The 24,064-nt window shown below is 68.8% G+C and carries 35 protein-coding genes, 1 tRNA gene and 1 pseudogene; 21 read left to right on the forward strand and 16 right to left on the reverse strand.

All coding sequences use genetic code 11. The features are described 5' to 3' along the window. Positions 1–3: 3 nt before the first annotated feature. Genes F6X53_RS11100 through F6X53_RS11125 form a run of 6 tightly spaced genes read right to left on the reverse strand, consistent with a single transcriptional unit; the run spans position 4 to position 3,005 of the window. On the reverse strand, positions 4–1,278 hold the full coding sequence (locus tag F6X53_RS11100; protein ID WP_151000082.1) for a DNA-methyltransferase: 1,275 nt from the start codon (positions 1,276–1,278) through the stop codon (positions 4–6). Further along, on the reverse strand, positions 1,275–1,523 hold the full coding sequence (locus tag F6X53_RS11105) for a hypothetical protein (RefSeq protein ID WP_151000083.1): 249 nt from the start codon (positions 1,521–1,523) through the stop codon (positions 1,275–1,277). The genes F6X53_RS11100 and F6X53_RS11105 overlap by 4 nt, the downstream gene beginning before the upstream one ends. Beyond that, on the reverse strand, positions 1,520–2,116 hold the full coding sequence (locus F6X53_RS11110) for a RuvC family protein (protein ID WP_191970797.1): 597 nt from the start codon (positions 2,114–2,116) through the stop codon (positions 1,520–1,522). Before F6X53_RS11110 ends, F6X53_RS11105 begins: the two co-directional genes overlap by 4 nt. Positions 2,117–2,153: 37 nt before the next feature. Further along, on the reverse strand, positions 2,154–2,546 hold the full coding sequence (locus F6X53_RS32335) for an Acb2/Tad1 domain-containing protein (RefSeq protein ID WP_191970798.1): 393 nt from the start codon (positions 2,544–2,546) through the stop codon (positions 2,154–2,156). 10 nt (positions 2,547–2,556) lie between these two features. Beyond that, positions 2,557–2,772, reverse strand: a complete 216-nt coding sequence (locus F6X53_RS11120) for a hypothetical protein (protein WP_151000084.1) — start codon at positions 2,770–2,772, stop codon at positions 2,557–2,559. Next, entirely contained in the window at positions 2,769–3,005 is a 237-nt protein-coding gene (locus F6X53_RS11125; protein ID WP_151000085.1) for a hypothetical protein, read from the reverse strand. Before F6X53_RS11125 ends, F6X53_RS11120 begins: the two co-directional genes overlap by 4 nt. Positions 3,006–3,177: 172 nt before the next feature. Here F6X53_RS11125 and F6X53_RS11130 point away from each other — a divergent pair, with 172 nt between their 5' ends. Both F6X53_RS11130 and F6X53_RS11135 read left to right on the forward strand, forming a co-directional pair. Beyond that, positions 3,178–3,477 (forward strand): hypothetical protein, encoded by a 300-nt coding sequence (locus F6X53_RS11130; RefSeq protein WP_151000086.1) that lies wholly within the window; start codon positions 3,178–3,180, stop codon positions 3,475–3,477. Positions 3,478–3,562: 85 nt separating this feature from the next. Beyond that, positions 3,563–3,796 carry a hypothetical protein gene (locus F6X53_RS11135; RefSeq protein WP_151000087.1) on the forward strand — a complete coding sequence of 78 codons (234 nt, stop codon included), beginning with the start codon at positions 3,563–3,565 and terminating at the stop codon, positions 3,794–3,796. Between the two features lie 268 nt (positions 3,797–4,064). On the opposite strand, the gene F6X53_RS32340 is transcribed toward F6X53_RS11135, so the two are convergent. Continuing rightward, the gene (locus tag F6X53_RS32340; RefSeq protein ID WP_191970799.1) at positions 4,065–4,211 is read right to left on the reverse strand and encodes a hypothetical protein; all 147 of its coding nucleotides are present in this window, start codon (positions 4,209–4,211) and stop codon (positions 4,065–4,067) included. A 122-nt stretch (positions 4,212–4,333) separates the two neighbouring features. Here F6X53_RS32340 and F6X53_RS11140 point away from each other — a divergent pair, with 122 nt between their 5' ends. Continuing rightward, positions 4,334–4,666 (forward strand): hypothetical protein, encoded by a 333-nt coding sequence (locus tag F6X53_RS11140; protein ID WP_151000088.1) that lies wholly within the window; start codon positions 4,334–4,336, stop codon positions 4,664–4,666. Here the strand turns inward: F6X53_RS11140 and F6X53_RS32345 are convergent. Then, entirely contained in the window at positions 4,644–5,033 is a 390-nt protein-coding gene (locus tag F6X53_RS32345; protein ID WP_191970800.1) for a hypothetical protein, read from the reverse strand. The two genes, F6X53_RS11140 and F6X53_RS32345, sit on opposite strands and share 23 nt — an antisense overlap. Before the next feature lie 57 nt (positions 5,034–5,090). On the opposite strand from F6X53_RS32345, the gene F6X53_RS11145 reads away from it, so the two are divergent. From F6X53_RS11145 to F6X53_RS11175, 7 genes are all read left to right on the forward strand, one after another. Beyond that, positions 5,091–5,813 carry a LexA family protein gene (locus F6X53_RS11145; RefSeq protein ID WP_191970801.1) on the forward strand — a complete coding sequence of 241 codons (723 nt, stop codon included), beginning with the start codon at positions 5,091–5,093 and terminating at the stop codon, positions 5,811–5,813. Positions 5,814–6,407: 594 nt separating this feature from the next. Beyond that, the gene (locus tag F6X53_RS11150; RefSeq protein ID WP_151000090.1) at positions 6,408–6,794 is read left to right on the forward strand and encodes a hypothetical protein; all 387 of its coding nucleotides are present in this window, start codon (positions 6,408–6,410) and stop codon (positions 6,792–6,794) included. 103 nt (positions 6,795–6,897) lie between these two features. Beyond that, positions 6,898–7,281 (forward strand): hypothetical protein, encoded by a 384-nt coding sequence (locus tag F6X53_RS11155; RefSeq protein WP_151000091.1) that lies wholly within the window; start codon positions 6,898–6,900, stop codon positions 7,279–7,281. Between the two features lie 5 nt (positions 7,282–7,286). After that, positions 7,287–8,264: a PD-(D/E)XK nuclease family protein gene (locus F6X53_RS11160; protein ID WP_151000092.1), complete on the forward strand. Its 978-nt coding sequence runs from the start codon at positions 7,287–7,289 to the stop codon at positions 8,262–8,264. After that, complete coding sequence (locus tag F6X53_RS11165; RefSeq protein ID WP_151000093.1) at positions 8,261–9,235, forward strand: DEAD/DEAH box helicase family protein; 975 nt, start codon at positions 8,261–8,263, stop codon at positions 9,233–9,235. The genes F6X53_RS11160 and F6X53_RS11165 overlap by 4 nt, the downstream gene beginning before the upstream one ends. Continuing rightward, a complete protein-coding gene (locus tag F6X53_RS11170; protein ID WP_151000094.1) occupies positions 9,235–9,456 on the forward strand; it encodes a hypothetical protein in 222 nt (73 codons plus the stop codon). Before F6X53_RS11165 ends, F6X53_RS11170 begins: the two co-directional genes overlap by 1 nt. Position 9,457: 1 nt before the next feature. Continuing rightward, entirely contained in the window at positions 9,458–9,904 is a 447-nt protein-coding gene (locus F6X53_RS11175; protein WP_151000095.1) for a helix-turn-helix domain-containing protein, read from the forward strand. 127 nt (positions 9,905–10,031) lie between these two features. On the opposite strand, the gene F6X53_RS11180 is transcribed toward F6X53_RS11175, so the two are convergent. After that, a complete protein-coding gene (locus tag F6X53_RS11180) occupies positions 10,032–10,319 on the reverse strand; it encodes a hypothetical protein (protein WP_151000096.1) in 288 nt (95 codons plus the stop codon). Positions 10,320–10,375: 56 nt separating this feature from the next. On the opposite strand from F6X53_RS11180, the gene F6X53_RS11185 reads away from it, so the two are divergent. The 6 genes from F6X53_RS11185 (at position 10,376) to F6X53_RS11210 (ending at position 13,401) form a co-directional block, all read left to right on the forward strand. Beyond that, entirely contained in the window at positions 10,376–10,693 is a 318-nt protein-coding gene (locus F6X53_RS11185; RefSeq protein WP_151000097.1) for a hypothetical protein, read from the forward strand. Positions 10,694–11,113: 420 nt separating this feature from the next. Continuing rightward, on the forward strand, positions 11,114–11,335 hold the full coding sequence (locus tag F6X53_RS11190) for a hypothetical protein (RefSeq protein ID WP_151000098.1): 222 nt from the start codon (positions 11,114–11,116) through the stop codon (positions 11,333–11,335). Beyond that, positions 11,328–11,537, forward strand: coding sequence for a hypothetical protein (locus tag F6X53_RS11195; protein WP_151000099.1), 210 nt, complete (start codon positions 11,328–11,330; stop codon positions 11,535–11,537). The genes F6X53_RS11190 and F6X53_RS11195 overlap by 8 nt, the downstream gene beginning before the upstream one ends. Positions 11,538–11,540: 3 nt before the next feature. Beyond that, a complete protein-coding gene (locus F6X53_RS11200) occupies positions 11,541–11,789 on the forward strand; it encodes a hypothetical protein (RefSeq protein ID WP_151000100.1) in 249 nt (82 codons plus the stop codon). Further along, positions 11,786–12,820: a tyrosine-type recombinase/integrase gene (locus F6X53_RS11205; RefSeq protein ID WP_151000101.1), complete on the forward strand. Its 1,035-nt coding sequence runs from the start codon at positions 11,786–11,788 to the stop codon at positions 12,818–12,820. Before F6X53_RS11200 ends, F6X53_RS11205 begins: the two co-directional genes overlap by 4 nt. After that, complete coding sequence (locus F6X53_RS11210; protein ID WP_151000102.1) at positions 12,817–13,401, forward strand: hypothetical protein; 585 nt, start codon at positions 12,817–12,819, stop codon at positions 13,399–13,401. The genes F6X53_RS11205 and F6X53_RS11210 overlap by 4 nt, the downstream gene beginning before the upstream one ends. Before the next feature lie 19 nt (positions 13,402–13,420). Here F6X53_RS11210 and F6X53_RS11215 read toward each other — a convergent pair. Further along, positions 13,421–13,494 (reverse strand) — tRNA-Gln (locus F6X53_RS11215). A 504-nt stretch (positions 13,495–13,998) separates the two neighbouring features. Here F6X53_RS11215 and F6X53_RS34220 point away from each other — a divergent pair. Together F6X53_RS34220 and F6X53_RS11220 are read left to right on the forward strand one after the other, a co-directional pair. Then, a pseudogene (locus F6X53_RS34220) lies at positions 13,999–14,301 on the forward strand (PAS domain-containing protein); the annotation flags it as partial. A gap of 42 nt (positions 14,302–14,343) precedes the next feature. Beyond that, positions 14,344–15,777, forward strand: coding sequence for a methyl-accepting chemotaxis protein (locus F6X53_RS11220; protein ID WP_483403760.1), 1,434 nt, complete (start codon positions 14,344–14,346; stop codon positions 15,775–15,777). Between the two features lie 111 nt (positions 15,778–15,888). Here F6X53_RS11220 and F6X53_RS11225 read toward each other — a convergent pair whose 3' ends face one another. The 3 genes from F6X53_RS11225 to F6X53_RS11235 form a co-directional block, all read right to left on the reverse strand. Further along, positions 15,889–16,161: a PilZ domain-containing protein gene (locus tag F6X53_RS11225; protein ID WP_151000103.1), complete on the reverse strand. Its 273-nt coding sequence runs from the start codon at positions 16,159–16,161 to the stop codon at positions 15,889–15,891. 175 nt (positions 16,162–16,336) lie between these two features. Further along, positions 16,337–16,558 (reverse strand): hypothetical protein, encoded by a 222-nt coding sequence (locus F6X53_RS11230; protein ID WP_151000104.1) that lies wholly within the window; start codon positions 16,556–16,558, stop codon positions 16,337–16,339. A 100-nt stretch (positions 16,559–16,658) separates the two neighbouring features. Then, positions 16,659–16,952, reverse strand: coding sequence for a DUF1488 family protein (locus F6X53_RS11235; RefSeq protein WP_151000105.1), 294 nt, complete (start codon positions 16,950–16,952; stop codon positions 16,659–16,661). A 370-nt stretch (positions 16,953–17,322) separates the two neighbouring features. On the opposite strand from F6X53_RS11235, the gene F6X53_RS11240 reads away from it, so the two are divergent. The 3 genes from F6X53_RS11240 to F6X53_RS11250 all read left to right on the forward strand — a co-directional run bounded on the left by F6X53_RS11240 (position 17,323) and on the right by F6X53_RS11250 (position 18,751). Next, on the forward strand, positions 17,323–17,739 hold the full coding sequence (locus tag F6X53_RS11240) for a hypothetical protein (protein ID WP_151000106.1): 417 nt from the start codon (positions 17,323–17,325) through the stop codon (positions 17,737–17,739). A gap of 43 nt (positions 17,740–17,782) precedes the next feature. Beyond that, the gene (locus tag F6X53_RS11245) at positions 17,783–18,196 is read left to right on the forward strand and encodes a VOC family protein (RefSeq protein WP_151000182.1); all 414 of its coding nucleotides are present in this window, start codon (positions 17,783–17,785) and stop codon (positions 18,194–18,196) included. Positions 18,197–18,346: 150 nt separating this feature from the next. Then, positions 18,347–18,751, forward strand: coding sequence for an MliC family protein (locus F6X53_RS11250; RefSeq protein WP_238297148.1), 405 nt, complete (start codon positions 18,347–18,349; stop codon positions 18,749–18,751). Positions 18,752–18,780: 29 nt separating this feature from the next. Here F6X53_RS11250 and F6X53_RS11255 read toward each other — a convergent pair whose 3' ends face one another. From F6X53_RS11255 to F6X53_RS11265, 3 genes are all read right to left on the reverse strand, one after another. After that, positions 18,781–19,950, reverse strand: a complete 1,170-nt coding sequence (locus F6X53_RS11255) for an amidase (protein WP_238297146.1) — start codon at positions 19,948–19,950, stop codon at positions 18,781–18,783. 209 nt (positions 19,951–20,159) lie between these two features. Further along, positions 20,160–21,020 (reverse strand): outer membrane protein, encoded by an 861-nt coding sequence (locus F6X53_RS11260; protein ID WP_151000107.1) that lies wholly within the window; start codon positions 21,018–21,020, stop codon positions 20,160–20,162. Between the two features lie 232 nt (positions 21,021–21,252). After that, on the reverse strand, positions 21,253–23,685 hold the full coding sequence (locus F6X53_RS11265; protein ID WP_342353993.1) for a PAS domain-containing protein: 2,433 nt from the start codon (positions 23,683–23,685) through the stop codon (positions 21,253–21,255). Between the last annotated feature and the right edge of the window lie 379 nt (positions 23,686–24,064).

Raw genomic sequence — 24,064 nt, forward strand, 5'->3', positions numbered from 1 at the left:
GCCCTACTCCGCAGCCATGAGGACGGGGGCAGGCGAACCGACGATCTCGGCCGCCGGGCCAATCCGGCGCGCGGACATCGCCGCGTATTCCGGGTTCAGTTCGATCAGCGACGCGTCGAGCCCCATCTGCGCGGCGACGAGCCCAACCGTGCCGGCGCCGCCGAACGGGTCGAGGACGCGGCCAGGAACCGGCGGCGTGAGGCTGCACAGTCCGTGGCAGGACGATTGGGGCATGGCCCGTCCGCAGAGCCCGCAGGCCTGCACCGGGACTCCGGCCTTGATGCAACGCTCGGCCAGCGCCGGCGGGAAGGTGGCGAAGTGGGCCTCTCGGTAGGCGCGCGGCGCGATCGTCCAGACGTTGCGGGCGTTGCGGGTCGCGAGCGGCGACAGGCTGAGATCGGCAAGCGCGGCGTCCATGCTCGCGTTGTTCTTCGTGCCGCTGCCCGGCTGGGCGAGCTTTCGCGAGAGCGGCACCCGGTCGATGTTCTGCCGGCTGTTCGGCCCCGGGCGCTTGATGCGGTTGCGCCCGCGGTCCGGCTGATCAGGATCGAGCTTGTCGAGGCGGCCCCAGCCCACGCCGGTGTCGGTGCCGCGCACTGCAGCGCGGACGTGCGCGCCGCCTGTCACCGGCTCCCGGATCGCTTCGTGATTGTAGAAGTAGTCCTCGCTCTTCGTGAGCAGCCAGACCTTCTCGTGCGCGGACGTCGGCCGGTCGTAGACGCTCTCCGGCATCGGGTTCGGCTTGTGCCAGATGATCTCCGAGCGGACCCACCAGCCATCGTCCTGCAGGGAGATCGCCAGCCGGTTCGGGATCATGCAGAGGTCCTTCGGCTTCAGGTAGCCGCCGGCTACGATGCGGCCGCCATGATCGCTGGAGCCGTTGCCCCGGTTGTTGCTGGTCCCGACGCGCAGTGTCTTCGCGTAGGCCGGGTCGAACACCGGCCCGACCGTCGAGAAGGGCTTGTCGCGGAAGGTCCGATCGTCGCTGCCGTCGGCCTTGTAGGCGGCGGCCGACTTCCCGTTCGGGGTCGCGGCGTAGCAGTCGCCGTAGTTCAACCAGAGGGTCGCGTGGGGCTTCATGACCCGGCGGACCTCGCGGAACACGTCGACCATCACGGCTAGGTGCTCGCCCAGCGTTGGCTCGAGGCCGATCTGGCCGGCCACGCCGTAATCGCGCAGACCCCAGTAGGGCGGCGAGGTCACGACGCAGTCGAAGAAGGCGTCGGGCATGGCGCGCAGCTGCTCGCGCACATCACCGATGTGGATGCGCACCATCATGCAGCCCTCGCGAGATCATCGGCGCCGAACAGGTCGGCCGGCTTGAACACGCGCGCGCCTCGCTGGATCGCGGCCTGCGCGGTGCGGTCCTGGATCGGCTTCGGGAAGGGGCGTCGCGCGATCGGCAGGCCGCCGGGCACGTCGAGGCGCCAGCCGCGGCCGTCCCGCACCAGGGCGCAGCCGAGCGAGCACCAGACGAGCAGGCGCTGAACGCCGTCAGGCAGGTCGGAGGAGATGCGCGTCACCGCACCACCTCGCAGCCGTAGAGGGCGAGCAGCGCAGCCTCGGCGCGGCCGTCGTCCTTCTTGCGGGCGAAGTCGCGCGAGGCCGGCCACGTGCGGATGGCAAGCGCGCGGGACTGCTCCTTGTCGGAAGAGAGCCGGAAGTGCTTTTTCCACCGCGCCGGCGTCTCGAGCCGGTAAGGGATATGCAGCGCGCCGAGCGCGCCGAGCACGGCCCCGTATGCCATGCCGAATTTGAAGGTCGACGAGACGCCCTGCTTTGGCATCGCGGAGACCCGCTCGACGATTGCCTCCGTCGCGCCGTGGTCGCGGATCAGCCGGCCGAGCTCGGCGCCGTCGATCTGACCGTCGGCGAGAGGCGCGTCGAACACCAGGATCTCGCGCGGCCGCCCCGGCCGGTAGAAGGCGAGGGCGCCCGAGGCTCCAGGATCGACGCCGAGCACGACGCGGTCCGGATCGGTCAGCGCCGCAGGAGCTACCAGGATCTGCTCGTCCGCATCAGCGCAGGAGCGTACGTCGTCTTGAAAGGCGAACAGACCTGTGGCTTCCATGGTGTCCTCTGAAACCGAGAGACCAGACTTCACGCCCGGCGCCACTGCTTCCCCGCAGGCGCCGGGCGTCTTCGTTGCGGGGTCAGGGGTGAGGGCGGCCGGGCGGTAGGCCGCCGTCGGTGCGCGGCACGCGGGGCGGCGCGTCGAGGTACTGGCCTGCGTTCGCGGCGGTGGTCGCGTCTTCCGGCAGCGTCACGCGACCCGGCTGGAAAACCGAGCGGTTCACCGCCATGAAGCCGTTCTCGATTGCGGTGCGGCCGACCGCGAGCCACCGCTTGTCGACGTCGTCGCGCTGGGCGAGCTCGTCGAGGATGCGGAGGGTCCGCTCCTCTGCCTGCTTGTTGGCGTTGACGATCCCGACCTTGTCGCCCGTCTGCGGACGGTAGCCGGCGACGGGCAGACCCTGATACTCCGTCTGCCCAGGAACGTTTGGCTCCTGCTGTACGGCATCGCGACCAGAGTTCGCGCTTTCCATTGCTCTCTCCTCAGTATTGACGGTCGGCGGGATCGCGCTCGGGGTGGCGTGCCCAGAGGCGGGGCAGCCATTCGCGCGGGCGCAGGATGGTTTCCGGCATGTCCGGATCGGCGATGTCCGCCGCGACCGACAGCAGCTCACCGAGCCACAGCGGCAGGCGCGCCAGCAGGCGAAGCAGGGCGGACAGGCCCGAGCGGGCGATGGCGAGGAGGCCTCCGGATCTCACCGTTCGCCTCCATCGAGCCGGGCCTGGAGCGCAGCGATCTGCGCCTCGAGGCGGCGCCGCTCCTCCTCGCGCGCGGCCCGGTCGAGCCACGCCGGAGGATCGGTCATCACCGCGCAGGCGAGCTCGGGCCCGTAGGCGCTGAGCAGGCGCAGGAACGCCCAGGACGTCGGCGCCGAGCCGCGATCCAGCCACTTCGCGATGGTGTTGGGTGAGATGCCGGTGTCGGCAGCCACGTTCTCCGCAGTCTTCGTCGGGTAGACCCGGCGTAGAAATGCGTTCGTCCGTTCTTGGACAACTGTACGTTCGGCGTCGCCCTGCTGGGCGACAATCCGGTGCGACTTTCCCATTGCTTTGCCCGATGTTCGAGACATCGAGCGAGGCTCGTTGGAGAAGAGGTCAGGACCGATGGACGGGGCGAACGACATGTCAGCGCCTCGCATCACAGAGGAAGCGGGTACGCAGAACACGGGCGCGATCGACGGCCGGGAAGCTGAGACGATCGCGCAGGAACACGCGGGCAGCCCCTGCAAGGGCCGCACGCGGAAGACGAAGAAGATGCTGGGCTGGCAGACGCGCCTCAGGCGCGCTGCCGCCGCTCACGCTCGCAAGCAGCAGCGAGCGAAGGATTCCACCGACCACCCGCAGCAGCTCGATGCGCGCGGTCTGATGGTCTGGCTCGACGACACCCTTACGCAGAGCTGGTGACCCGTGCAAAGCGCCAGTATTGCGCAGCGTTTTGCTGATGCCGCATTCGGCGGTACTGTGGGGTCGAGTAGCGTAAGAGTGTGTTATGGACTTCTCTGCCGAACAACCCGGCTGCCCGTTGATGACGAGGCTTGTTGCATTGCTCGAAAGCGAGCAGCGCTCACGCGGAACGAAGGCGCGAGCCGATCTTGCTGCCGCGCTCATCGACTTGGAGCGCGAGGCGATCGAGGCCGGCGCAACAGAGCGCACGTTGACCGCGATCCGCGCCGCGCACGCGATCGTAGACTTCAGCGAGATGCCGCTGTCGCCGGCGGGCTGAGCGGGATAGCTCACGCGAGCTTCGTGCAGATCTGGCAAGCCATGGTGCGTGCTCGCCCCGAAAGGGGCCGGAGCCCGAAGGCTCCGGCAAGTCTCAAGGGAGGAAGTGCCCCATGGGGCTTCGGACGCGGCGAACCGCGAATTGACGCTGAGGCTTTCTCGGCCCGTGCCCAGCAACGGGTTCCGCGCAGGGACTATCCCGGTCAGCGTCATGCCGAACGGCCCCTGGTCGAGATCGGACGCGCCGGAGCGCGAAAGGGTGAGGGCGCTCATGGCAGCGCCCCGACAATGAAGCAGGCGAGCCCAGCCACCGCATCCGCCAGCCCGATCACCAACGCGCGCACCGAGCCGTTCAGCCCGGCAGCCGCGAGGTTCAGCACCGACAGCGCGGCGAACAGGATTGCGAGCGCGGCCATGTCAGGCGCTCCCGACCGCACGGCACCGCACCATTGCGAGAGCGCCGGCCTGAAGCCATCGAATGTTAAGTCCGGAGCGGAGAGCCGCCCCCACGCTCGTACGCACGTGAGCGGAGGCGCCGATGCGAGCCCAGAGCCGAGACATCCTCGACGTGCAGCACTGCGCGAAGACGCGCGCCGCGCCCGAGCCGGCACCACTGCGGCCCGAGGACTTCGACGACATCATCGCCGAGCAAGCTGCCCAGCAGCAGGTGCTGTTGATGGCGCTCCGGCGGATCGCGGCGCTCACACGAGCCGAGGGGAGGGAACCGGCGCAGCTCGCGGCCCGGTGGCGCACGGTCGGCAGGCAGGCAATGGACCGCGCAACGTTCAACGTGGCTCCAGGCCACGAGCGCACGGTTCGGCAGGAGGCAAAGGCGCGGCTCGACGAAATCATCGAGATTGGCCTTCAGTAGCCGAGGTCTTCAGCCCATGCGGCTTTCGGCAGGCAACTGACGGCTGCACCTCGTCGGAAAACGCCGCCTCACTGCCGGCCGCCGGCTCATCTAAACGCTGCTCGGTGCTAGGTTCAGGCCGCGCAATCCCCTCCGGCCAAGCGGCGCCTTCGGGCCAATGATCCGAAAGCCATTGGAAGGCCGCCGCGAGGAAGCGCGAGCCGATGTCCCCGCCTTCGCGGAGAAGCCGAATGCGCTTGCCGTCATTGAACAACAGCGTGGACACACGAGAGTCAGAGACCCCGCGTACACTGCGGAAAGCGTCAACGACGGTCAGGAGATGGTCGGCGGTCAACATGGCGCCGAAGGTGCGGGCAATCTCCCTCATCAGTCAAGGGGTACTTCCCGCTCTCTGTGCAAAAACGATGCGGGTATCTTCCCGCGCATGGCCACTGATCTCCGCGAGCGCATCCAGGAGCGCCTTAAAGACCTGAGCAAATCGATGCGTGCCGCGTCTCTGGATGGTGGTCTCGGCCCCGATGCAATTCGCGATCTGATGCGCCGGCCGAATGACTCCCCGACGATGGAAACGATTGAGAAGCTTGCGAGGGGCTTGAATACGACGGCGGCGTGGCTCGCATTTGAAGCTGGCCCGAAGACCCTACGCCCGGGGGGAAGCGGCCTTATCAACGCGAATCGCCAATTCACCTTGGCAAGGGTGGACAGCGCGGTAAGGGCCGGCGCCTTCCTAGCGGCCCCGAGCTTCGATGACGACTTGGGCGAGGTCATTTCGGCGCCGCGCGATCCTGAGTATCCCTTTGCCCGTCAGATCGCTTATCGAGTCGAGGGAGACTCGATGAATGAAGCAAAGCCGCGTCCCATCCGGGAGGGCGATTTCATCATCTGCGCGGCTTGGGAGGATCTTGGTATCGAGCCGCGCGATGGGCAGCTCGTGGTCGTTCAGCAAACAATCAATGATGGGCAGCTACGCGAACGCTCAGTTAAAGCGATCCGCTTGATGCCAGACCAAGCTGAGTTTGTGCCGATGTCTTCTAATCCGAGGCACGAACCGATTGTCGTGCCTCGCAATCTTGAGCCGAACGACGGGCGCAAGGTCGAGATTCTTGCGCTCGTCCGCTACGTCTTCGATAACCAGCTCATACGATAGATCGGGCAGGTTCATCGCCTGGTTGACGCTGATAAGCAACGCCCAGGATCGTTGCGCTAGTCTCTCCGCAGTAGATACAATCTGGATCAATCTCAGCTGTGGCGCCGGACGACCAAAAATCGTGGATTGTCGCCGGGTCGTTAGGCTCATCAGCAAGGCAGATGATTTGCGAGCGCTCGCGGTCGCACGTGTTGCACCGTAGCCGAACATTGAAGGCGCGCTCCTGAAGCAGGGGCAGCGACTCGGAACCGGAATGCGTCTTAGTCGGGAACAGCAGCGACACGGGTGTTCTCCCTTCACCTATGTTCCTATTCCGTTCTCTTTCGTACCGGGAGTCAATGGCGCTCATAATCTGCCGCTTGAGCTGTGGAAAGACGCCTCAGCATCGGCGCCAATTAGTTCACTGCGCTAACGAATTTCCGAGGGGCTGAATTGTGAATTGCATGGGCAACAGTGCGAATGCCCGCGTTTTTTTAGGCCGTGCAGCCGCGCGCCGCCCATGAAAATAAGGGCAATCTCCCTCATAATCCATTGACGCGGGCAATCTCCCGCATCTACCTTAATTCCATCGCCTCTCGCGGTGGAGCCGCCCAAGTGTCAGCCCCCCACACATCGAACGTCACACACCTCATCCGCTACAGGAGCGCCCGGGACGGCAGATCCTGGCTCGATCAGCATCCGATCGGCGAGACGCGGGCTGCCGTCGTCGACCAGCTCGTCGGCTTCGGTCACCGGGACACGCTTGAGGCGGTCTACGCGCTCGACATGCTGACCCAGCACGTCACCGACGTGACCCGCGACGTGCTCCACGCGCTCGCCGCCCACCTCGAGGCCGAGAACGACGAGCTGCCCGGCGGCCTGGCTGAGGCCTTCGAGCGCTACGACGTGCCGGTGCCCCAGTTCGTCGAGGACGACGCCGAGGACGCGCACGCCGAACATCGGCTGAGCTTCGCCCAGCTCGGGCTGGAGGCGCGGTCATGACCGACCCTCAGCTCGCCGCTCTCTTCAGCACCGCCGGGCCGACCTTCCTCGGCATCCTCTGGGCCCTCGGCAACGCCGTGGGCAACGCGCTCGGGCCGCACTCGTGATCCTCGCGGCCTACTCCGAGGCCCTCGTCCTCGAGGTGCGGGCCATCCTTCCTCTCGACATGGAGGCGGCTGTGGCTGCCCAGAACACCACCGCCACCAAGCTCTCGCTCGCTGGGTTCCGCGGCCCCTTCGCGGTCCGCTCGGCCTGGGAGCCCGTCATTGTCGACGAGACGGGTGCGCCCGTCGCGATGGCGCTCCCGGGCCCGAGCGCCGCCTACCGCATGCTGCTCGCCGAGGAGATCGCCGCGGCGCTGAACACGCGCTGCGCCATCCCCGAGCCGGCGATCGCCGACCGCTTCGACCCGCATCACCTCGCGGCCGTGAAGGCCGAGAGCCGGCGGAACGACGACCGCCTCAACCCACCCCAGGCCGCGGAGTGACCGCCATGAAGATCATCGAGCACACCGAGGGGCGCGTGCGGGGCCCAGGCCTCTACCGGATGCCGGCCGCGCTCTACCATGCTGATCCGAGCCCTGAGCCGAGCCTGTCGTCGTCGATCGCGAAGCTCCTGGTCTCGCACAGCGAGGAGCACGCCCACGCCGCGCACCCGCGCCTAGGCGCGCAACCCGGCGCCGACGAGGCCGATGCGACCCGCCCGCGCGAGATCGGCACCGCGGCCCACAAGCTCATCCTGGGGCAGGGCTCCGACCTGGTGGTGATCGACGCCGACGATTACCGCACGGCCGCCGCCAAGGCCGAGCGCGCCGCGGCCTACGCCGCTGGCCACTGCCCGATCTTGCGGCCTGACAGCGCGAAGGCCGAGGCCATGGCCGACCAGGTCGCCGAACGCCTGGGCGAGATCGAGGGCTGCGGCGCGTTCGCGTCAGCGCCGGCCGAGGTGGTGGCAATCGCGCGCGACCGGTCCGGCACCTGGCTCCGGATTATGATGGACAAGGTCGAGCTCGGCTCGCACCACGCGATCATCTGGGACGTGAAGACCGGCGACCAGTCCGCCGCGCCCCAGGGCCTCGGCCGCCGCATCGAGAGCATGGGCATGGAGGTGCAGAGCGCCCTCTACGTCCGCGCGCTCGAGACGCTGATGCCGCAGCTCGCCGGCCGCATCACGTTCCGCTGGATCTTCGTCGAGAACGACTTCCCGCACCCGCTCTGCGTCGCGGAGGCTGACGGCGCGACGATGCATGTCGGCGCCCGGAAGGTCTCGGCCGCGATCCACCGCTGGAACGCCGCGCGCGCCTCCGGGGTCTGGCCGAGCTATCCGGCCCGCATCATCCGCGCCGAGTACCCGGAATGGGCGGCCAAGCGCTGGGCCGAGCGCGAGGAGCTGGACCCGGCCCTCGCCGGAGTCGGCTACGACATCGGCCAGAGCCCGCACCGTCCTCTCGACTGGGAGAATGCGGCGTGAGCTTCACCTTCGCACCAGCGACGAGCTTTACCGAGCGCGCCGGCCTGTTCGTCTCCCTCACCGGAGGGACGAACAGCGGCAAGACGTTTTCCGCGATGCGCCTCGCGCGCGGCATCGCCGGCCCTGAGGGCAAGGTCGCGGTTCTCGACACCGAGGGCGGCCGGACGCTCCACCTGAAGGAGGCGTTCCGCTTCGACGCGAATGTCATGGATCCGCCGTTCCGGCCCGAGCGCTTCGCCGAGGCCGCGCTGGCCGCCGAGAAGGCCGACTACGACGCCCTGGTGATCGACAGCTTCTCGATGGAGTGGGTCGGGCTCGGCGGCGTGCTCGACTGGCAGGCGGCCGAGCTGCAGCGGATGGCTGGCGACGACTTCCGCAAGCAGGAGCGCATGAAGATGGCCTCCTGGATCAAGCCGAAGACCGCCCACAAGGCGATGGTCTACTCGCTCCTGCAGCGCCGCATCCCGATCATCTTCTCGATCCGGGGCGAGGAGAGCGTGAAGCCGGGTGAGGCCGGCGAGAAGCCGACCAAGATCTTCAAGTCGGTCTGCAACTCGCAATTCCCCTACGAGGTCACCGTCTCGTTCCGGCTGGAGACCGAGCGGAAGGGCTATGTCGATCTGTCGGACGCGCGCTCCTACAAGATGGAGGGCGCCCACCAGGACATCTTCCGCCACGGCGACCGCATCGGCGAGGAGCACGGCGCTGCGCTGGCGGCCTGGGCTCGGGGCGAGCGCTTCGCTCCCGCACAGGCGCCGACCGATGCTCCACGCCGCGGCCGGGACGCGCTCTTTGCCGACGCCCGGGCAGCGGCCGACCAGGGCACGTTCGCGCTGAGCGCGTGGAGGAGCGAGCTGCCGGAGCGCCCACGCAAGGCTCTCGATGAGATCGCGGCCGAGCTGGACGAGATCGCGGCCGCTGCGGATGCGCGCGACGCCGGCGACTACGGGCTGAACGGGGAGGCCGCCTGATGTGCCTCGCCTGTCACATGGTCTGCTGCGCCTCCGACGAATTCCAGGGCTGCGGCTGGGTCCACTGCGACGAGCCTGACTGCTGGGACGGTCCGGACGAGGTCCGCGAAGACCTACCCGACGACGATTCGGACGGCGACGGCTACGACCTGCGCCGCCTCCCGCTCGCGGCCTGCTGCCGCCCCGCACCCTCCCGATTCCGCTGCGTGGAGATCGCCTGAGATGGATCCGCACAACCTCACCCGCGCGCAGGTCATCGCCCTCATGGAGGAGCGCGACACCCTGAAGGAAGCGCTCCGGCAGATGGAGCAGGCGATGGCTCCCGTCATGCAGCTGCCGCGCGAGTGGCGGCTGACCGGGTGCGAGACGAAGTTTCTCTTCGCCGTCCGCGCTGTCGCTCCGAACGTCGCTCACAAGGAGCGGGTGCTGGTCGCCATGTACGGCGTCCTCGATCAGGACATGCCGGACCAAAAGGTAATCGACGTTTACGCCTGCAAGGTCCGGCGCAAGCTCATGGTGGCGCAGACCCAGATCCACGTCGAGACCGTCTGGGGACGCGGCTATCGGCTCAGCCCCGAGAGCCTCGCCCGGTTCGACGCGGCGATCGAGAGCATGCGTGCTCCCACCACGTGGCCAGCCGGCCTCCCGCTCCTGGTCGCGGCCGAGTGAGCATCATGGCCTGCGAGTTCATCGGTTGGGCAACGACCGATCGCGGGTCGGTCAAGGCGAAGAGGAGGGTCGCCTGATGGTCACCTACAGCTTCAAGAAGCAGTTCGCCGCGCCGATCCTGACCCGATCAGAGGTCGGTTTTGCGTTCGCCGGCGACATTGGCGGCATCTGCGCCTGTGTCGGTCAGTCCAACGTCAGCGTCATCAGTAGAGACCGCGACCGGCTCGTTCGTAGCTGGCTCTTTGGCTTCCGGCTCGCCCGCCAGCAGCTCGCCTCCAATGACTTGGTTGCCGGCCCTCTTCGCGAGCTCGGCGTCGTAGGTGCTCTCGGCCAGGTCGGTGGTGTTAGTGGTCTTGTCGGGCATGGCTGTCTCCTGCTGCGGAACAACCTGCAAGGGATCATCGAGTTCAGTCACGCCTGCCTTCAGGGCACTTCACGGTTGCCGAGCAATCGCCGATCTGTAGCGATCGCGTGGATCGTCTGGCCGCTCAGTCCATCAGCAAGAGCCTGTTCTTCAAGGTGCCGCAGCCGTCCGATGAGAGCAGAAATAGGCTCACTTCAGGCGGCGAAAGCAACCGCCAATGTTCGCTGTTTGCGCCGCGTGACCTTACATCGACGATCCCTGACATCGCCCTCGACAGTGAGCCTAAACCCGTCAGGGATGACCTCACTAAAACCGACCTCGATCAGCGCACCAGCCTCGGATACATTAAGCACGAGACATCCGATTGGGTACGATGTGCCATCGAGATGCAGTTTGCCGATCCGTTGCAACTCCCAGCGTGCTGATTTGCGTCGTTCCATCGTCGCGCTCCGTCTGCGCTTGTACCAACTGCAAAGCGCGAGCCTGGAAGCGGGGCTGATTTGGAAAACAGCGACAGTGGTTTCTGTATTCTTACGGAGACTTCGCAAATCAGAGTCGCGGCATGCCCGCTCCAACGCTCTTGTCGGAGCCAGCGAGCCGATGATCTCAGCTCTCTACGCCGCTGACATCTGCTCTCTTGCGGAGCCTATGAGGGCTCGGATCCAGCCGCCCCGTCACGATCATGCGGGGTCGGTCGCAGACCGCCCTCTCCGCCTTCCGCCGTTCGCTCTCGCGGGTCGGTTCGTCTGCCATGGGCGCCTCCTCGGCTGCCAAACAACAACTCTGCGAGTGGATGCCGGTATCCCGCTCGCCCCCGCCGACGCGCTCTACATCGGAGCCGCAGCATGACGACGACCTTCACCGCCGCCGACAAGCTCCGCTGCGCCGAGCGCGAAGTGCGCCAGCGCCGTCGGGTCTATGCCGGCCTCGTCGCACGCGGAGCCATGAAGCCGGCCGGCGCCGAGCGCGAAATCGCGACCATGGAGGCGATCGCGACCGATTACCGGGTCCAGGCCGCTGCCGAGAAGCCGGACCTGTTCGCTATGGGGGAGGGTGGCCGTGGCTGAGGCGCAGAACGACGGTTGGACTCTCGCGCAGGCCCGCCGCGACGACGGCACGGTCGACATCGTGTTCGAGATCACGCGCGACGGCACACTGACCACCATCATCGTCAACCTGACACGCGAGGAGGCCCGCACCCATGCCCGGGGCGTGCTCGCCGCGGCTGGCGATGCGATTGAGCGGACGTTCGGAGGGGAGGGCGCCTGAATCATGACAATGCACACCGTCTGGCCCCGGCTCATGACGCCGGCCACGGCCGCCCGGTACTGCGACATGTCGCTGAGCGCCTTCGAGCGCTCCTGCCCCGTCACGCCGATCTCGCTGTCGAACGAGGAGCGCCTGGACCGGCGCATGCTCCGCTACGACCGGGAGGCGCTGAACGCCTGGATCGACGCGCTGTCCGGCCGCCCTGGGGAGGGCGCCGAGCCTGAAAACTGGGCTGCGAAGGTGTTCGGATGACCGTCCGGATGAAGATCGCGGGGGTGCAGCAGATCTACAGCAAGAAAGTCGACAAGACCTACTTCTACCACCGAAGCACCGGCACCCGGATCAAGGCGGAATACGGCACGGCCGCCTTCGCGGTCGAGGTCGAACGCCTGGACCGTGCCCACAAGGCGAAGACGGCGGTGAAGGGCACCCTCGGCCACCTGATTAAGCAGTACCGGGCCACGCCCGAGTTCCTGAACCTGAAGCCGGTCACCAAGGGCGATTACGAGCGCGTCCTGCGGGAGTTCGAGAAGGCCGAGGACATGCCCCTCTCGCAGATCGACCGGCCGACCGTCGTGGCCTGGCGCAACCGGGCCTTCGCCAAGCACAAGCGCCGCTTCGCGAACTACGTCGTGCAGGTCCTCTCGCGCATGTTCGGCGTCGGGATCGATCTCGGCCTGATGGAGACGAACCCGGCCGCGCGGATCAACAAGGTGCGGAAGCCCACCGGCGAGCGCCACCGCAACCGGCCGTGGACGCTGGCCGCGCGCGAGGCAATGCTGGAGGCGGCCCCGATCCAGCTCAAGGCGCCGCTCGCCCTGATGCGCTACCTCGGCGTGCGCCTCGGCGACGTGCGCAACATGAAGAACGACGCCTACCGCGACGGCATGATCTCGTTCCGCACGGGCAAGGGGGATGTCGAGGTGACGGTGCCCTGCCCCGCGCCGCTCGCCGAGATCCTGGACCAGCGCCTGCCGCACGCGACGCACCTGTTCCGGTCGACCGATGGCGGCCCCTGGACGGATGGCGGCTGGAATGCCTCGTTCCGGAAGCTGCGGGCGAAGCTCGAGGAGGCCGGCACGGTGAAGCCGGGGCTGACGGCGCACGGGCTACGGCACAGCGTGGCGACGGACCTGCGTGAGCTGGGCAAGACGGATCGGGAGATCGCCGACGTGCTGGGCCAGCGCACCACCTACGCGACGCCGACCTATCACCGGACGGCCGACATGAAGCGCTCGAACGCCCGCGTTCTCGCCGACCTGCACGGGCCGAGAGAAAAATGAGCTACGGCAGCTACGTCAAAACGATTTTCGCCAAAGGGCACGCCTACCATTACCTGCGGCCACCTTTGCATCTGCGAGCGCAAGGCGTGCGCTCGGTCAGGTTGGTCACGGAAGATCCCGTCGCCGAGGCCGCCGCCATCATCGAGCGAGCACTGAGCACGGAGCCTGACAATCAGCAGCGCTTCGAGAGACATGTCAGGGTCATCTACCGGAAGGCGTTTCGGCACGCGCAGGATCGCGGCATCCCCTTCGCGATCTCCTACGAAGACATCTCGGCAGCGCTGGATCGATCAAAGCTCAAGTGTGAGGTGACCGGCATCGCCTTCAGGATGGTCGTCGATCACAACGGATACCGTCAGCCATTCCGGCCCAGTCTTGATCGGATCGACGCGTCGAGAGGGTACACGCCGGACAACATCCGGATGGTCTGCGTGGCGGTGAACACCGCAATGGCCGACTGGGGAGAAGAGGTGTTCTGGGCGGTCGTCCACGCCGCGAAGAGGCGGAAACCCAGAACGGTCACCAAGCGCGAGGTGTTAAACCGGCCTGTAAAAATTGCCAAACCAGGCGGTGCGGAATGACTAACCTGTTGAATTTAAATGGCTGGGGGACCTGGATTCGAACCAGGACTAGAGGAGTCAGAGTCCACCGTTCTACCGTTAAACTATCCCCCAACAAATCCGCCGGACGCGTGCGGATTCGGGCCCGACGACGAGGCGAAGGACGCGCTGTCGCGCTGCCTGCCGCTCGGGAGCGCTCGCAATAGGAGAAATGGGGCTGGCGGTCAACCGCCTTCCGGAGGGCGGTCCGGCCCACAGCCCGGTATCCTGTCGCCGCCTCCCAGCGGGGTCGCCGCTTCCCGGCGAGGCCGCGCTGGTCCCGGGTCGGGCGAAGGGGCAGGGGGCCCAGGCCGGGGCTGCGCCGATCCTGCGTCATGGGGATCGATGGTTCTTGAAGATTGCGGTGGTGTCATATTCAGCAATAAATTCGAGAGTTGTTGTATTGAGTGAAATAAATTGGTTTAAAAGACGAATTTTAACGTTGAGTTATTCATTAAGATCTTCGTGCGAAAAAGCTGCGCTCAGCCATAAGACCCCCATGACGTCGAGGCCGGTCCAGCCATGTTCTTCACAGATCTTCCCGCCGTCATCCAGGCGATCGACCGTTCGCAGGCGCGGATGGACCTGTCCCTCGACGGTCAGGTCCTGCACCTGAACGAGGCCGCGCTGGCGCTGTTCGGGTATGGCCTGGATGAGGTCCGGGGCCGGCCTCACGGGCTGTTCCTGCCGGCGCAGGAGCGCGAGGGCGCCGCAATCCAGCGGTTCTGGGAGGGGCTGCGTCGCGGGGAGGTCCAGTCCGGCCTGTTCCGGCGCCTCGCCAAGGATGGCCGGCCGCTCTGGATCCAGGCCTCCTACAGCCCGGTGCTCGACCGGCGCGGACGCCCCGTGAAGGTCGTGGCGATCGCCGTCGACGTCACCGAGCAGACCCAGCGCAACGCGGGCTACGAAGCCCAGCTCTCGGCGATCAACCGCTCGCAGGCGATGATCCATTTCAAGCTCGACGGCACCATCACGGATGCCAACGCCAATTTCCTCTCCGCCGTGGGCTACAGCCTCGAGGAGATCCGGGGCCGTCATCACAGCCTGTTCGTGACGCAGGCCGAGCGGGAGAGCGCGGCCTACGCGACCTTCTGGCAGGCGCTGGCCCGGGGCGAGTACCAGGCCGGCGAGTTCAAGCGCTTGGCCAAGAACGGTCGGTTCCTCTGGATCGCCGGATCCTACAACCCGGTGCTCGACCGGCGCGGACGCCCCGTGAAGGTGATCAAGATCGCCTCCGACGTCACCGAGCAGACCCAGCGCAACGCGGCCTATGAGGGTCAGGTCTCGGCGATCAACCGCTCGCAGGCGGTGATCCATTTCGGGCTCGACGGCACCATCACGGATGCCAACGCCAACTTCCTCTCCGCCGTGGGCTACAGCCTCGAGGAGATCCGGGGCCGGCATCACAGCCTGTTCGTGACGCAGGCCGAGCGGGAGAGCGCGGCCTACGCGACCTTCTGGCAGGCGCTGGCCCGGGGCGAGTACCAGGCCGGCGAGTTCAAGCGCGTCGGCCGCAACGGGCGCGAGATCTGGATCTACGGGGCCTACAACCCGGTCCTCGACTGCGAGGGCAAGCCCTGCGCGGTCGTGAAATTCGCGAGCGACGTGACGCAGCAGGTCACCGAGCGCCTGCGCCGGGCCGAGGGCCAGCGCATGATCGACGTGGATCTCGGGGCGATCACGCACGCCATGTCGGAGGTCAGCAACCAGGCCGTCGTCACCGCGGAGGCGGCCGCCCTGACCTCGGGCAACGTCCAGGCGGTCGCGGCGGGGGCGGAGGAATTCGCCGCCTCCATCGAGGAGCTGAGCCGCCACGCGACGGAGGCGAAGATGGCGTCCGACGTGGCGGTGCGGCGGGCCGAGGAAGCGGGGGCGATCGTCTCGGGCCTCACCTCGGCCGCCGAGAAGATCGGCGAGGTCGTCACGGTGATCCGGTCGATCGCCGACCAGACGAACCTGCTGGCGCTGAACGCCACCATCGAGGCGGCGCGGGCCGGCGAGGCGGGGCGCGGCTTCGCGGTCGTCGCCGCCGAGGTCAAGGCGCTCGCCAACCAATCCTCCCGGGCGACCGAGGAGATCGGCCTGCAGATCAGCGCGGTCCAGGATTCCACCAACCAGGCCGTCAACGCCATCGAGGCGATCGCCCGGACCATCGGGCAACTCAGCGAGATCTCGCTCAGCGTCTCCTCGGCCGTCACCCAGCAATCCGCGGTGACGCGGGACATGTCGGTGAACATGCAGAACGCGGCCAACAGCGTCGAGCTCGTGCGCAACAACATGGACGGCATCGCGCAGGCCGCGAGCGATGTCGACGTCTCGGTCCAGAAGGTCGCGGTCGCCGCCCGGGCGATCGCCTGAGCCCCGGCAAGACTGTCGCCTGAGCCCCGGCAGGGCGATCGCCTGACGAGGGCCAAGGCCCGGAGCGCCCTCGGGCGGTCGCGCTCGCTTGGCGCGGGCGCGGGGGGGGCGTCAGGCCGTGAGGGCGATCCGCTCGGCCGGCTGATCGAAGAAGGCGCCGATCTCCTCCGAGGTGCGCCAGGCGGCGGTGCAGATCCGGGCCCCGGGGAAGCGATCCCCGAACAGCACGAAGGTGTCCGGGACGCCGGAGGTGTCCACCATCGTCAGCCGCACCCCGATGCTCGACTGATCGTAGATCAGGCACGGGATGTTGGTGTGCTCGTCGATGGCGACGGAGCCGATCTCGTTGACGCGAAAGCGTTGTTCTGCACGACGATCCTGCACGCGGATCTCCAGAAAGCGACGGTCCAGGCCGCGACGGCCCGAGGAGGTATGCTGCACCGGCCCCTTTGAAGATCGTGTTCGGGGAAAGCATCAAATTGTCCCGGTGCGGCGGGACGCCGGCTCGGTCCGGTTCCGGACCGAGGGCCCCTTCACCCGCCCCGTCCCGGGGCTTTCCTCAGACCTTGATGTCGAGAAGGCGGCGCTCGGTCAGGGGCACGCTGCGCAGCACGTCGCTGCCCGCTTGCGCCCGGGTCGCGGGATCGACCGGGCGGGCGATCTCGACCGACACGGTCTTCGTCTCGGTGTTGTGCCGGCGCGCCGCCTCGTTGCGTGCGGCGAGCTGCAGGTCGGTGGCGCGCAGGATGCCCACCTGGGTGATCGGCGCGATGCGGGTCATGGCTGTCCTCCCGGCGGCCAGCCGAGCACGGCCGTCTGACGATCGGGTTGCGGGAAAGCCTCGCATTCGATCGAATGGCGCGAATCCGGAGGGCTGCGCCTCAGGGCTCGTCGAAATCCTCGGCATAGAGGTCGAGGACGTTGTCTGGCGCGCCGGCGCGGTCGAATTTCGCGCTCGCCGCGTCCTCGATCGGCCGGCGATGGTGCAGGAACAGGGTCATCGGGTCGGGATCGGGGTCCGGGTCGGGATCGGTCCCGGCGAAGCGGGCGCGGAGCACGTCGATGCCGAGGCGCCCGGCGATGACCTGCTGCCCGTCCGTCATCGGGAAGCGGATATGCTCCGAGGTGGCCTTGTCGATATGCGGGTCGCCGAAAGTGTAGGGTCTCAGCGGCATCGTCCCCTCCCTGTCCGGAGGCCATTGAGGCGGGCGCGTCCCGGGCCGGTCAAGGGATTGCACGAAAGGGGACGCATGCGGACGAGAGGGCCTGCGCCGACCCGGCCAATGCGGTAGGGTTTCGTTAACCATGCCGGCCTAGTGAGGCGATGCGCACCGCACTTTCACCGTCTCAACACCGGGCGGGGCGCCACACGGGCGGGGCGGGCAGGGTTGCCCGCCGCCGCCCGTCTTCCTGTCCGGCTCTGGACTTGGCCCCCGCCCTGCATCGTGCCGCCCCTGATCGCCTGGCCCCCCGAGGGGGATGCCGCGCCCCGCCGGGCGAAACCCGACCGGGCGATCCGGCGTTGGGGCGCAGAGGGAGGTTCGCATGCCCGCACGAACCCTGGTGCCCCACCATCCGGTGCCTGAGAGCCCGCTGCCCGGGCCCGGGCGCGCGCCGCCGCGTGTCGCGATGCCGGGCCGTACCGGTCCAGGCGCCCCGCTCCTCGGCATCCTGCTTCTGGCGGGGTCCTGTCTTTCGGTGGGGGCCTGCCTACTTGTGGGGTCCTGCCTTCTTGCGGGGTCCTGCGGCGCGCGGGCACAGGACGCGGTGCAGGGCATGGCGCTGACGCGGCCGCCGGTCCCCGCCGCTTCGCCCCAGGCCGACGCGCCGCCGGCCCCGGCCCGGCCGCTTCCCCTGCGGGCGGAGGCATCGGTGCCGGCCGGGCGCCTGCCGGGCCAGGCGACGGGGCGGATGCGCGAGCGGATCGTGCGCGACATCTGCATCGGCTGCGATGCCCGGTAGCGCCGCGCCGGTGCCGGGGGAGCGCCCGCCGGTGGGGGCCGCCCTGCCGCGCCTGAACGGCGTCCTCGAAACCGTCCTCTACGTGGCGGATCTCGACCGCGCCGACGCCTTCTTCGGCGGGATCCTCGGCCTGCCCTGCCTCCATGCCGACAGGCGGATGCGGGGCTACGACGTGGCCGGGCGGGGCGTGCTCCTGCTGTTTCCGGAGGGCGGCTCGCTGCAGCCGATCGAGACCCCGGGCGGCACCATCCCGCCCCATGACGGGCGGGGGCCGGCCCATGTCGCCTTCGCGATCGAGGCCGGCGCGCTGGGAGATTGGGAGCGCCATCTCGGCCAGGCGGGGATCGCCATCGAGGGCCGGACGCGCTGGCCCCGCGGCGGGACCAGCCTCTACCTTCGCGATCCCGACGGGCACCTGATCGAGCTGGCGACGCCCGGCCTCTGGAAGGGCTACTGAGCATCCGGGCTGGCGTCATGCGCGGCAAGAATTCAGGCGAGGATTCAGGCAAGACTTCAGGCGAGAATCGAGGATCGCCCGCGCGGCGCGGGCAGGAGGGCTCAGCCGATGATGCGCCGGAGATCGCGGCCCCCGATGCGACGGGGGATCATGAGGCTCAGCAAGATGATGGGGCTCGCCGCCCTCGCGGCCGCGGGGGCGGCCGGCTCTCCGGCCGCGCGGGCGGAGGGAAGGGAGGAGCCCGAGAAGGCCCTCTCCCGCGCGGCCGAGCCCGAGGAGGCCACGATCCGCCGCGTCGTGTTCCTCTGCCCGCGCGGCACGCTCCTGACGGTCGAGTTCCTGAACACGGAGCCCGGCAGGCCCGCCATCGTGCATCCGCCGGCGGGGCCCGCGATCACCCTGGCCCCGCAGCCCAGCGGATCCGGCTTCCGCTACGGCGACGAGACCCGGGAGCTGCGCGGCAAGGGCCGCGAGGTGACGTGGAGCGATGCCGGCGCGCCCCCCATCGTCTGCACCGAGCGGGTCGCCCCGCCGGGCGGCACCGAGCCGAACTGAGCTGCGCCGGGGGAAAAAGGCCCGGCCCTTCAGCCGGCCGTCTCGCGGGCGAGATCCAGAAGGGTCTCGTCCCGTCCGGGCCCGGCGATCAGCGACAGGCCGAGCGGGCAGCCGTCGAGCTGCCCGAGGGGGAGCGAGATCTGCGGCAGGCCGGCATGGCCGGCCGGGCAGAGGAGCTCCAGCGCCCTGGCCCGGAACTCGTCGAGATCCGCCTCCGGCGTGGCGAGGCGCGGGGCGATGCCGGGCGCGCTCGGCAGGGCCAGGATCGTGTCGGCGCCGAGGCGCGCCCGCAGATCCGCCGCAACAATCCGGCGCAGGCTCACCGCTGCCGCGACCGCGTCGGCGTCGAGCTGGCGCGCGGCCTCGAAGCGCTCGCGCACGCCCGGTCCGAACCGGGGCTGCACCCGCGTGACCCAGGCCCCATGGGCCGCCCAGGCCTCGCTCGACTGGATCAGCCGGAACGCGTTGCGCCAGTCCTCCGCCGCCTCCCCCACCAGAGTGATGGTCTCCACCGTGGCGAAGCGCGCGCGCAGGCCTTCGAGAGCCCCGTGGAGGGCTTCCGTCACGGCGCGGCCGGCCCGCTCGAACAGGTCGCCGGCGATCAGCAGGCGGCGGGGCCGGGGCTGCGGCGGGGTCTCGCCCAGCAGCACGCGGCCGACCCGGGCGAGCATCTCGGGGTCGCGGGCGAACCAGCCCGCCGTGTCGTAGCTCGGCGCCAGCGGCACGGCGCCGAGAAGCGGGATGCGGCCGTGGCTCGGGCGCAGGCCGTAGAGGCCGCAATAGGAGGCCGGCAGCCGCACCGAGCCGCCGGTATCGGTCCCGATCGCGAAATCCACGAGGCCGGCCGCCGTGGCGGCGGCGGAGCCGGAGGACGAGCCGCCCGGAATGCGGCCCGGCGCCGCGACGTTGCGCGGCGTGCCGTAATGGGCGTTCTCGCCGTTGAGGCTCCAGGCCATCTCATCGGTCTGGGTCTTGCCGACGAGGCGCGCGCCCGCCGCCAGCAGGGTCTCGGCCAGGGGCGCCGACATGTCGGGAACCGGATGGGTCGCGAGCCAGTCGGGATTGCCCGCCCCCGTGGGGGTGCCGGCGAGATCGAACAGGTCCTTGAGGCCGAAGCTCAGGCCGACGAGGGGGCCGGTCTCGCGATCCTGGCGCTCGACGAGCCCGTGCGGGCAGAAGGCTCCGACCGTGTCGATCATCCCGATGTCCTCATCCGCCGCGGCGCGCGGCCCGGCGGTGGCTTCTATCGGATGCGCGGGCGCCGCCGTCAAAGGCGGCCAGCGGATCATGGGACGTCGCGGGATAGCCCCGCGCACTGCAGGCTGCGGGGAAGAGAGGCCGAAAAAATGCCCCGCGGGCCGCAGGCCCGCGAGGCAGGAAGCCGGCCCGGGGCCGGATTCTCGACGGCTCAGTAGCTGCCGAACTTATAGTTGATGCCAGCGCGGGCAATGCTGCCCTCGGTCGTGAAGCGCGAGGTGTAGGAGCCGTTGACCGCGGCGTTGCCGGTGAAGTTCACCAGGACGTTGCGGCTGCCGAGATCGTAGCGCAGGTACTCGGCCTTGAGCGTGACCGCGTTCGCCTTGAAGAAGTTCAGGACATTGTCCGTCGGGATCGCGAACTCGATGCCGCCGCCATAGGCGAAGCCGGTCTCGAAATCGCTGTAGCGGCCCGCATAGGCGAGGGGGCGCGCGGCGGCGTTGCCGAAGAACTGCGCGTCGTAGCTGACATTGCCGTAGGCGAGACCGCCGGTGCCGTAGACCAGGACGCGGTCGAAGGCGTAGCCGATGCGGCCCCGAACTGTGCCGAGGAAGTCGAGGCTCTGGCGGAAGGTCGACGGATCGTTGAGGGTGCTGAGGAAGCTGCGGCTGCGGTCGAGATCGGTGTACTGGATGTCGGTCTCGATGCCGACCACGACGCCGCTGCCGGGCGTGAACTGGTAGTTGAAGCCGAAGCCGCCGCCGGCGGTGAAGCCGTCCTGCTCGGAGCGGAACGTGCCGGGCCGGCGGTTCGCCAGCACGTTGCCGACCGTGCTCGTGTTGAAGGGGGCGACCACCGGAGCGGCACCCGGACCGTTATTGCCGATGGTGCGGATGGCGCGGTTGTCGCTGAAGGCGTAGCCCGCGTTGATGCCGGCGTAGAAGCCCGACCAGGTGAAGACCGGAACCGGCGTGAACACCGGCGGCGCGGCGCGGCGGGGCAGGTCGGCGGCTTGGGCGGCACCCGCCAGCAGGGCGGCGGTGCTGCCGGCGAGGATCAACGACTTGAACATGGAGGGGCTTCGACCTTCGAGAGCTGCGGAATGCCGGCACCCTGATCGAGACGACCGATAGATTCCAGCACCGGAAGGTCACAGACGCCCTGGAAGCATCGGAAAGACAGTTTTTCCGGCGCTTTCAGTCAGGATATGGCTCGATTGTGGCCATAATAACACAAAATGTTCTGTCGTTCTTCGCGTAATAAAGTTTTCGTGATGGATGGATTAGAATAAAAACCGAGCCGTATCAGGTGCTGGCGATCAGCTCACGGATGCGGGCGGCGAGCGCCTCCATGGCGAAGGGCTTGGTCAGCACCTGCATGCCCGGCTCCAGATGGCCGTTGCCGATCGCCGCGTTCTCGGCGTAGCCGGTGATGAACAGGATCTTGAGGTTCGGCCGCACGGCCCGGCCCGCATCCGCCACCTGCCGCCCGTTCATGCCGCCCGGAAGCCCGACATCGGTCACCAGCAGGTCGATGCGCACGTCCGATTGCAGCACGCTCAGCCCCGCGGGCCCGTCCGCCGCCTCGATCGCCGTGTAGCCGAGATCCTCCAGAACCTCCGTCACCAGCATGCGCACGGAGGGCTCGTCATCGACGATCAGCACCGTCTCCCCCTGCTCGGCCCGCGGCGCGCCCGCGAGATCGGCGAGCCCGTCGGCCTCCTGCGTCGCCCCGTGATGGCGGGGCAGTTCGAGGCACATCGTCGTGCCCTCGCCCGGTTCCGAGGCGATCCGCACCTGCCCGCCCGACTGGCGCACGAAGCCGTAGATCATCGAGAGCCCGAGGCCGGTGCCCTGGCCGAGCGGCTTGGTGGTGAAGAACGGGTCGAAGGCGCGCGCGATGATGTCGGACGTCATGCCGGTTCCGGTGTCGGTCACGCAGAGGGAGACATACGGGCCCGGATGCAGGTCACGGTCGCGGGCGGCGCGCGCGTCGAGGCAGGAATTGGCGGTCTCGATGGTGATGCGGCCCCCGTCCGGCATGGCATCGCGGGCGTTGATGCAGAGGTTCAGCAGCGCATTCTCGAGCTGAGGCGGATCGACCAGGACCGGCCACAGGCCGGCGGCGGCCACCACCTCGATCTCGATCGCGGGCCCGACGGTGCGGCGGATCAGCTCCGTCATGCCGGAGACGAGCCGGTTCACGTCCGTGGGCTTCGGGTCGAGCGTCTGGCGGCGCGAGAAGGCGAGCAGGCGGTGCGTCAGGGCGGCCGCCCGCTTCGAGGCGCCCTGGGCGGCGTTGATGTAGCGGTCGAGCTCGGTCAGGCGCCCCTGCGCCATGCGGGTCTGCAGGAGTTCGAGGCTTCCCGAGATGCCGGTGAGCAGGTTGTTGAAGTCGTGCGCGATGCCGCCCGTGAGCTGGCCCACCGCCTCCATCTTCTGGGCCTGGCGCAACTGCTCCTCGGCCCTGTGCTGGTCGGTGAGGTCGCGGCCGACGATGTAGAACAACGCCGTGTCGGGCTCGGGCACGGCCGTCCACATGATGGTCCGATCCTGGCCGTCCCGGGCGCGGACGCGGTCGACGAAGCCCGAGACCGTCTCCCCGCGCGCCAGGCGTGCCACCACCGCGGCGGTCTCGCCATGGTCGGCCGGGTCGACGATATCCAGGAAGGGGCGCGCCAGCAGCTCGGCCTCGCTCCAGCCGAGCATCTGGGTCCAGGCCGGGTTGACGGCCTTCAGGAACCCGTCGAGGCCGGCCGTGCCGATCAGGTCGTTGGAGGTCTCCCACAGGCGGTTGCGCTCGCGCGTGCGCGCCTGGACCTCCCGCTCCAGCGACTCGGCCCGGGCGGAGAGGAGCTCCTCGACGCGCTTGCGGTCGGTGATGTCCTGCACGAACACGTGGAAGCCGTCGACGCTCCCATCCGCCGCGCGCCGCGGCAGGTAGCGGATCTCGGCGTCGCGGGAGCCGCCGTCGCGGCGCGGCCAGGGCAGCTCGAACCGGACTTCCTCGCCCGCCAGGGCCCGCTCGATCGCGGCGCGGCGCGCGGCATAGCCCTTCGGATCGAGGAGGTCGCGCACGTCCCGTCCGACCACCTGATCAGGGGAGCGATCGAACCAGTCCCGGTAGGCGGCATTGGCGAAGCGGTAGATCAGGTCGCGGTCGATGAAGGCGATGAGGACCGGCAGAGCGTCGGTCACGAGGCGCAGCTCTCGCTCGTTGGCCGCCGCGCGCAGCTCGGCCGAGCGGCGGGCGGAGATGTCGTTGAACAGGATCGCGACGCGGCGCTGCTCCAGCCGGCCGATCCGGAAGGCGTGCACGTCGAACCAGCGCTGCTCCAGCGCCGATGCGAGGCTCTCGAACCGGACCGGCGCGCCGGTGAGGGCGACGCGGCCATAGGTGTCGAACCAGTGCTGCTCGTGATCGGGCGCGAGGTCGCGCATCCACCGGCCGACCGCGTCCCCGAGGCCGGTCTGCCGCGCGAAGGCGGGATTGGCCGCGAGGAAGCGATAATCGACCGGCTGGCCGCCCGCGAACGTCACCTCGACGATGCAGAAGCCGGCATCGAGGGTGTCGAACAGGGCGCGGTCGTGCTCGCCGGCCAGGCCGTCGCCCGGTTCGACGGCCGCCACGCCGGTCTCCGGGCCGGAGGTCCGCGCCAGGCGCGCGCGCAGATCCGCCACCTCCGCCTCGAGGGCGGCGGCGCGGCGGCGCAAGGCGGCGATCTCGGCCGGCCTCATCGCGGGTCCGCGCCCCGCCGGGTGGAGCGGATTGCCGCCCGAAGCCGGGCCGTGATCGAACGTCCTCTCATGCTGCCCGTCTCGCATGCCGGGCGCGAGCGTGCCAGTTCCCCGAACGGGCGGAACGGCCGGGTCCCGGGCGGCGGGGACTGCCCGCCGGCCGCAGGTCGCCCGCGCGGATCGTCCGTCCCGAGGGCAACCGCGACCGTTCCGGCCCGGAGGCAGGACCGGGCCGGTGCGCTCCTGTTCTGATGAAAGCGCAATAACCTCCCGATCTGATCATCGCTCCCGACAGGTTAGCCACGCGTCTTGGCCAGCTGCCCTTGATTTCACGAATTGCGGAATGATCTATGGCCGCGAGGGGTTCAACAACTGGATT

Origin of the sequence: Methylobacterium soli (genome assembly GCF_008806385.1) — a bacterium.
GTDB classification, from domain to species: domain Bacteria; phylum Pseudomonadota; class Alphaproteobacteria; order Rhizobiales; family Beijerinckiaceae; genus Methylobacterium; species Methylobacterium soli.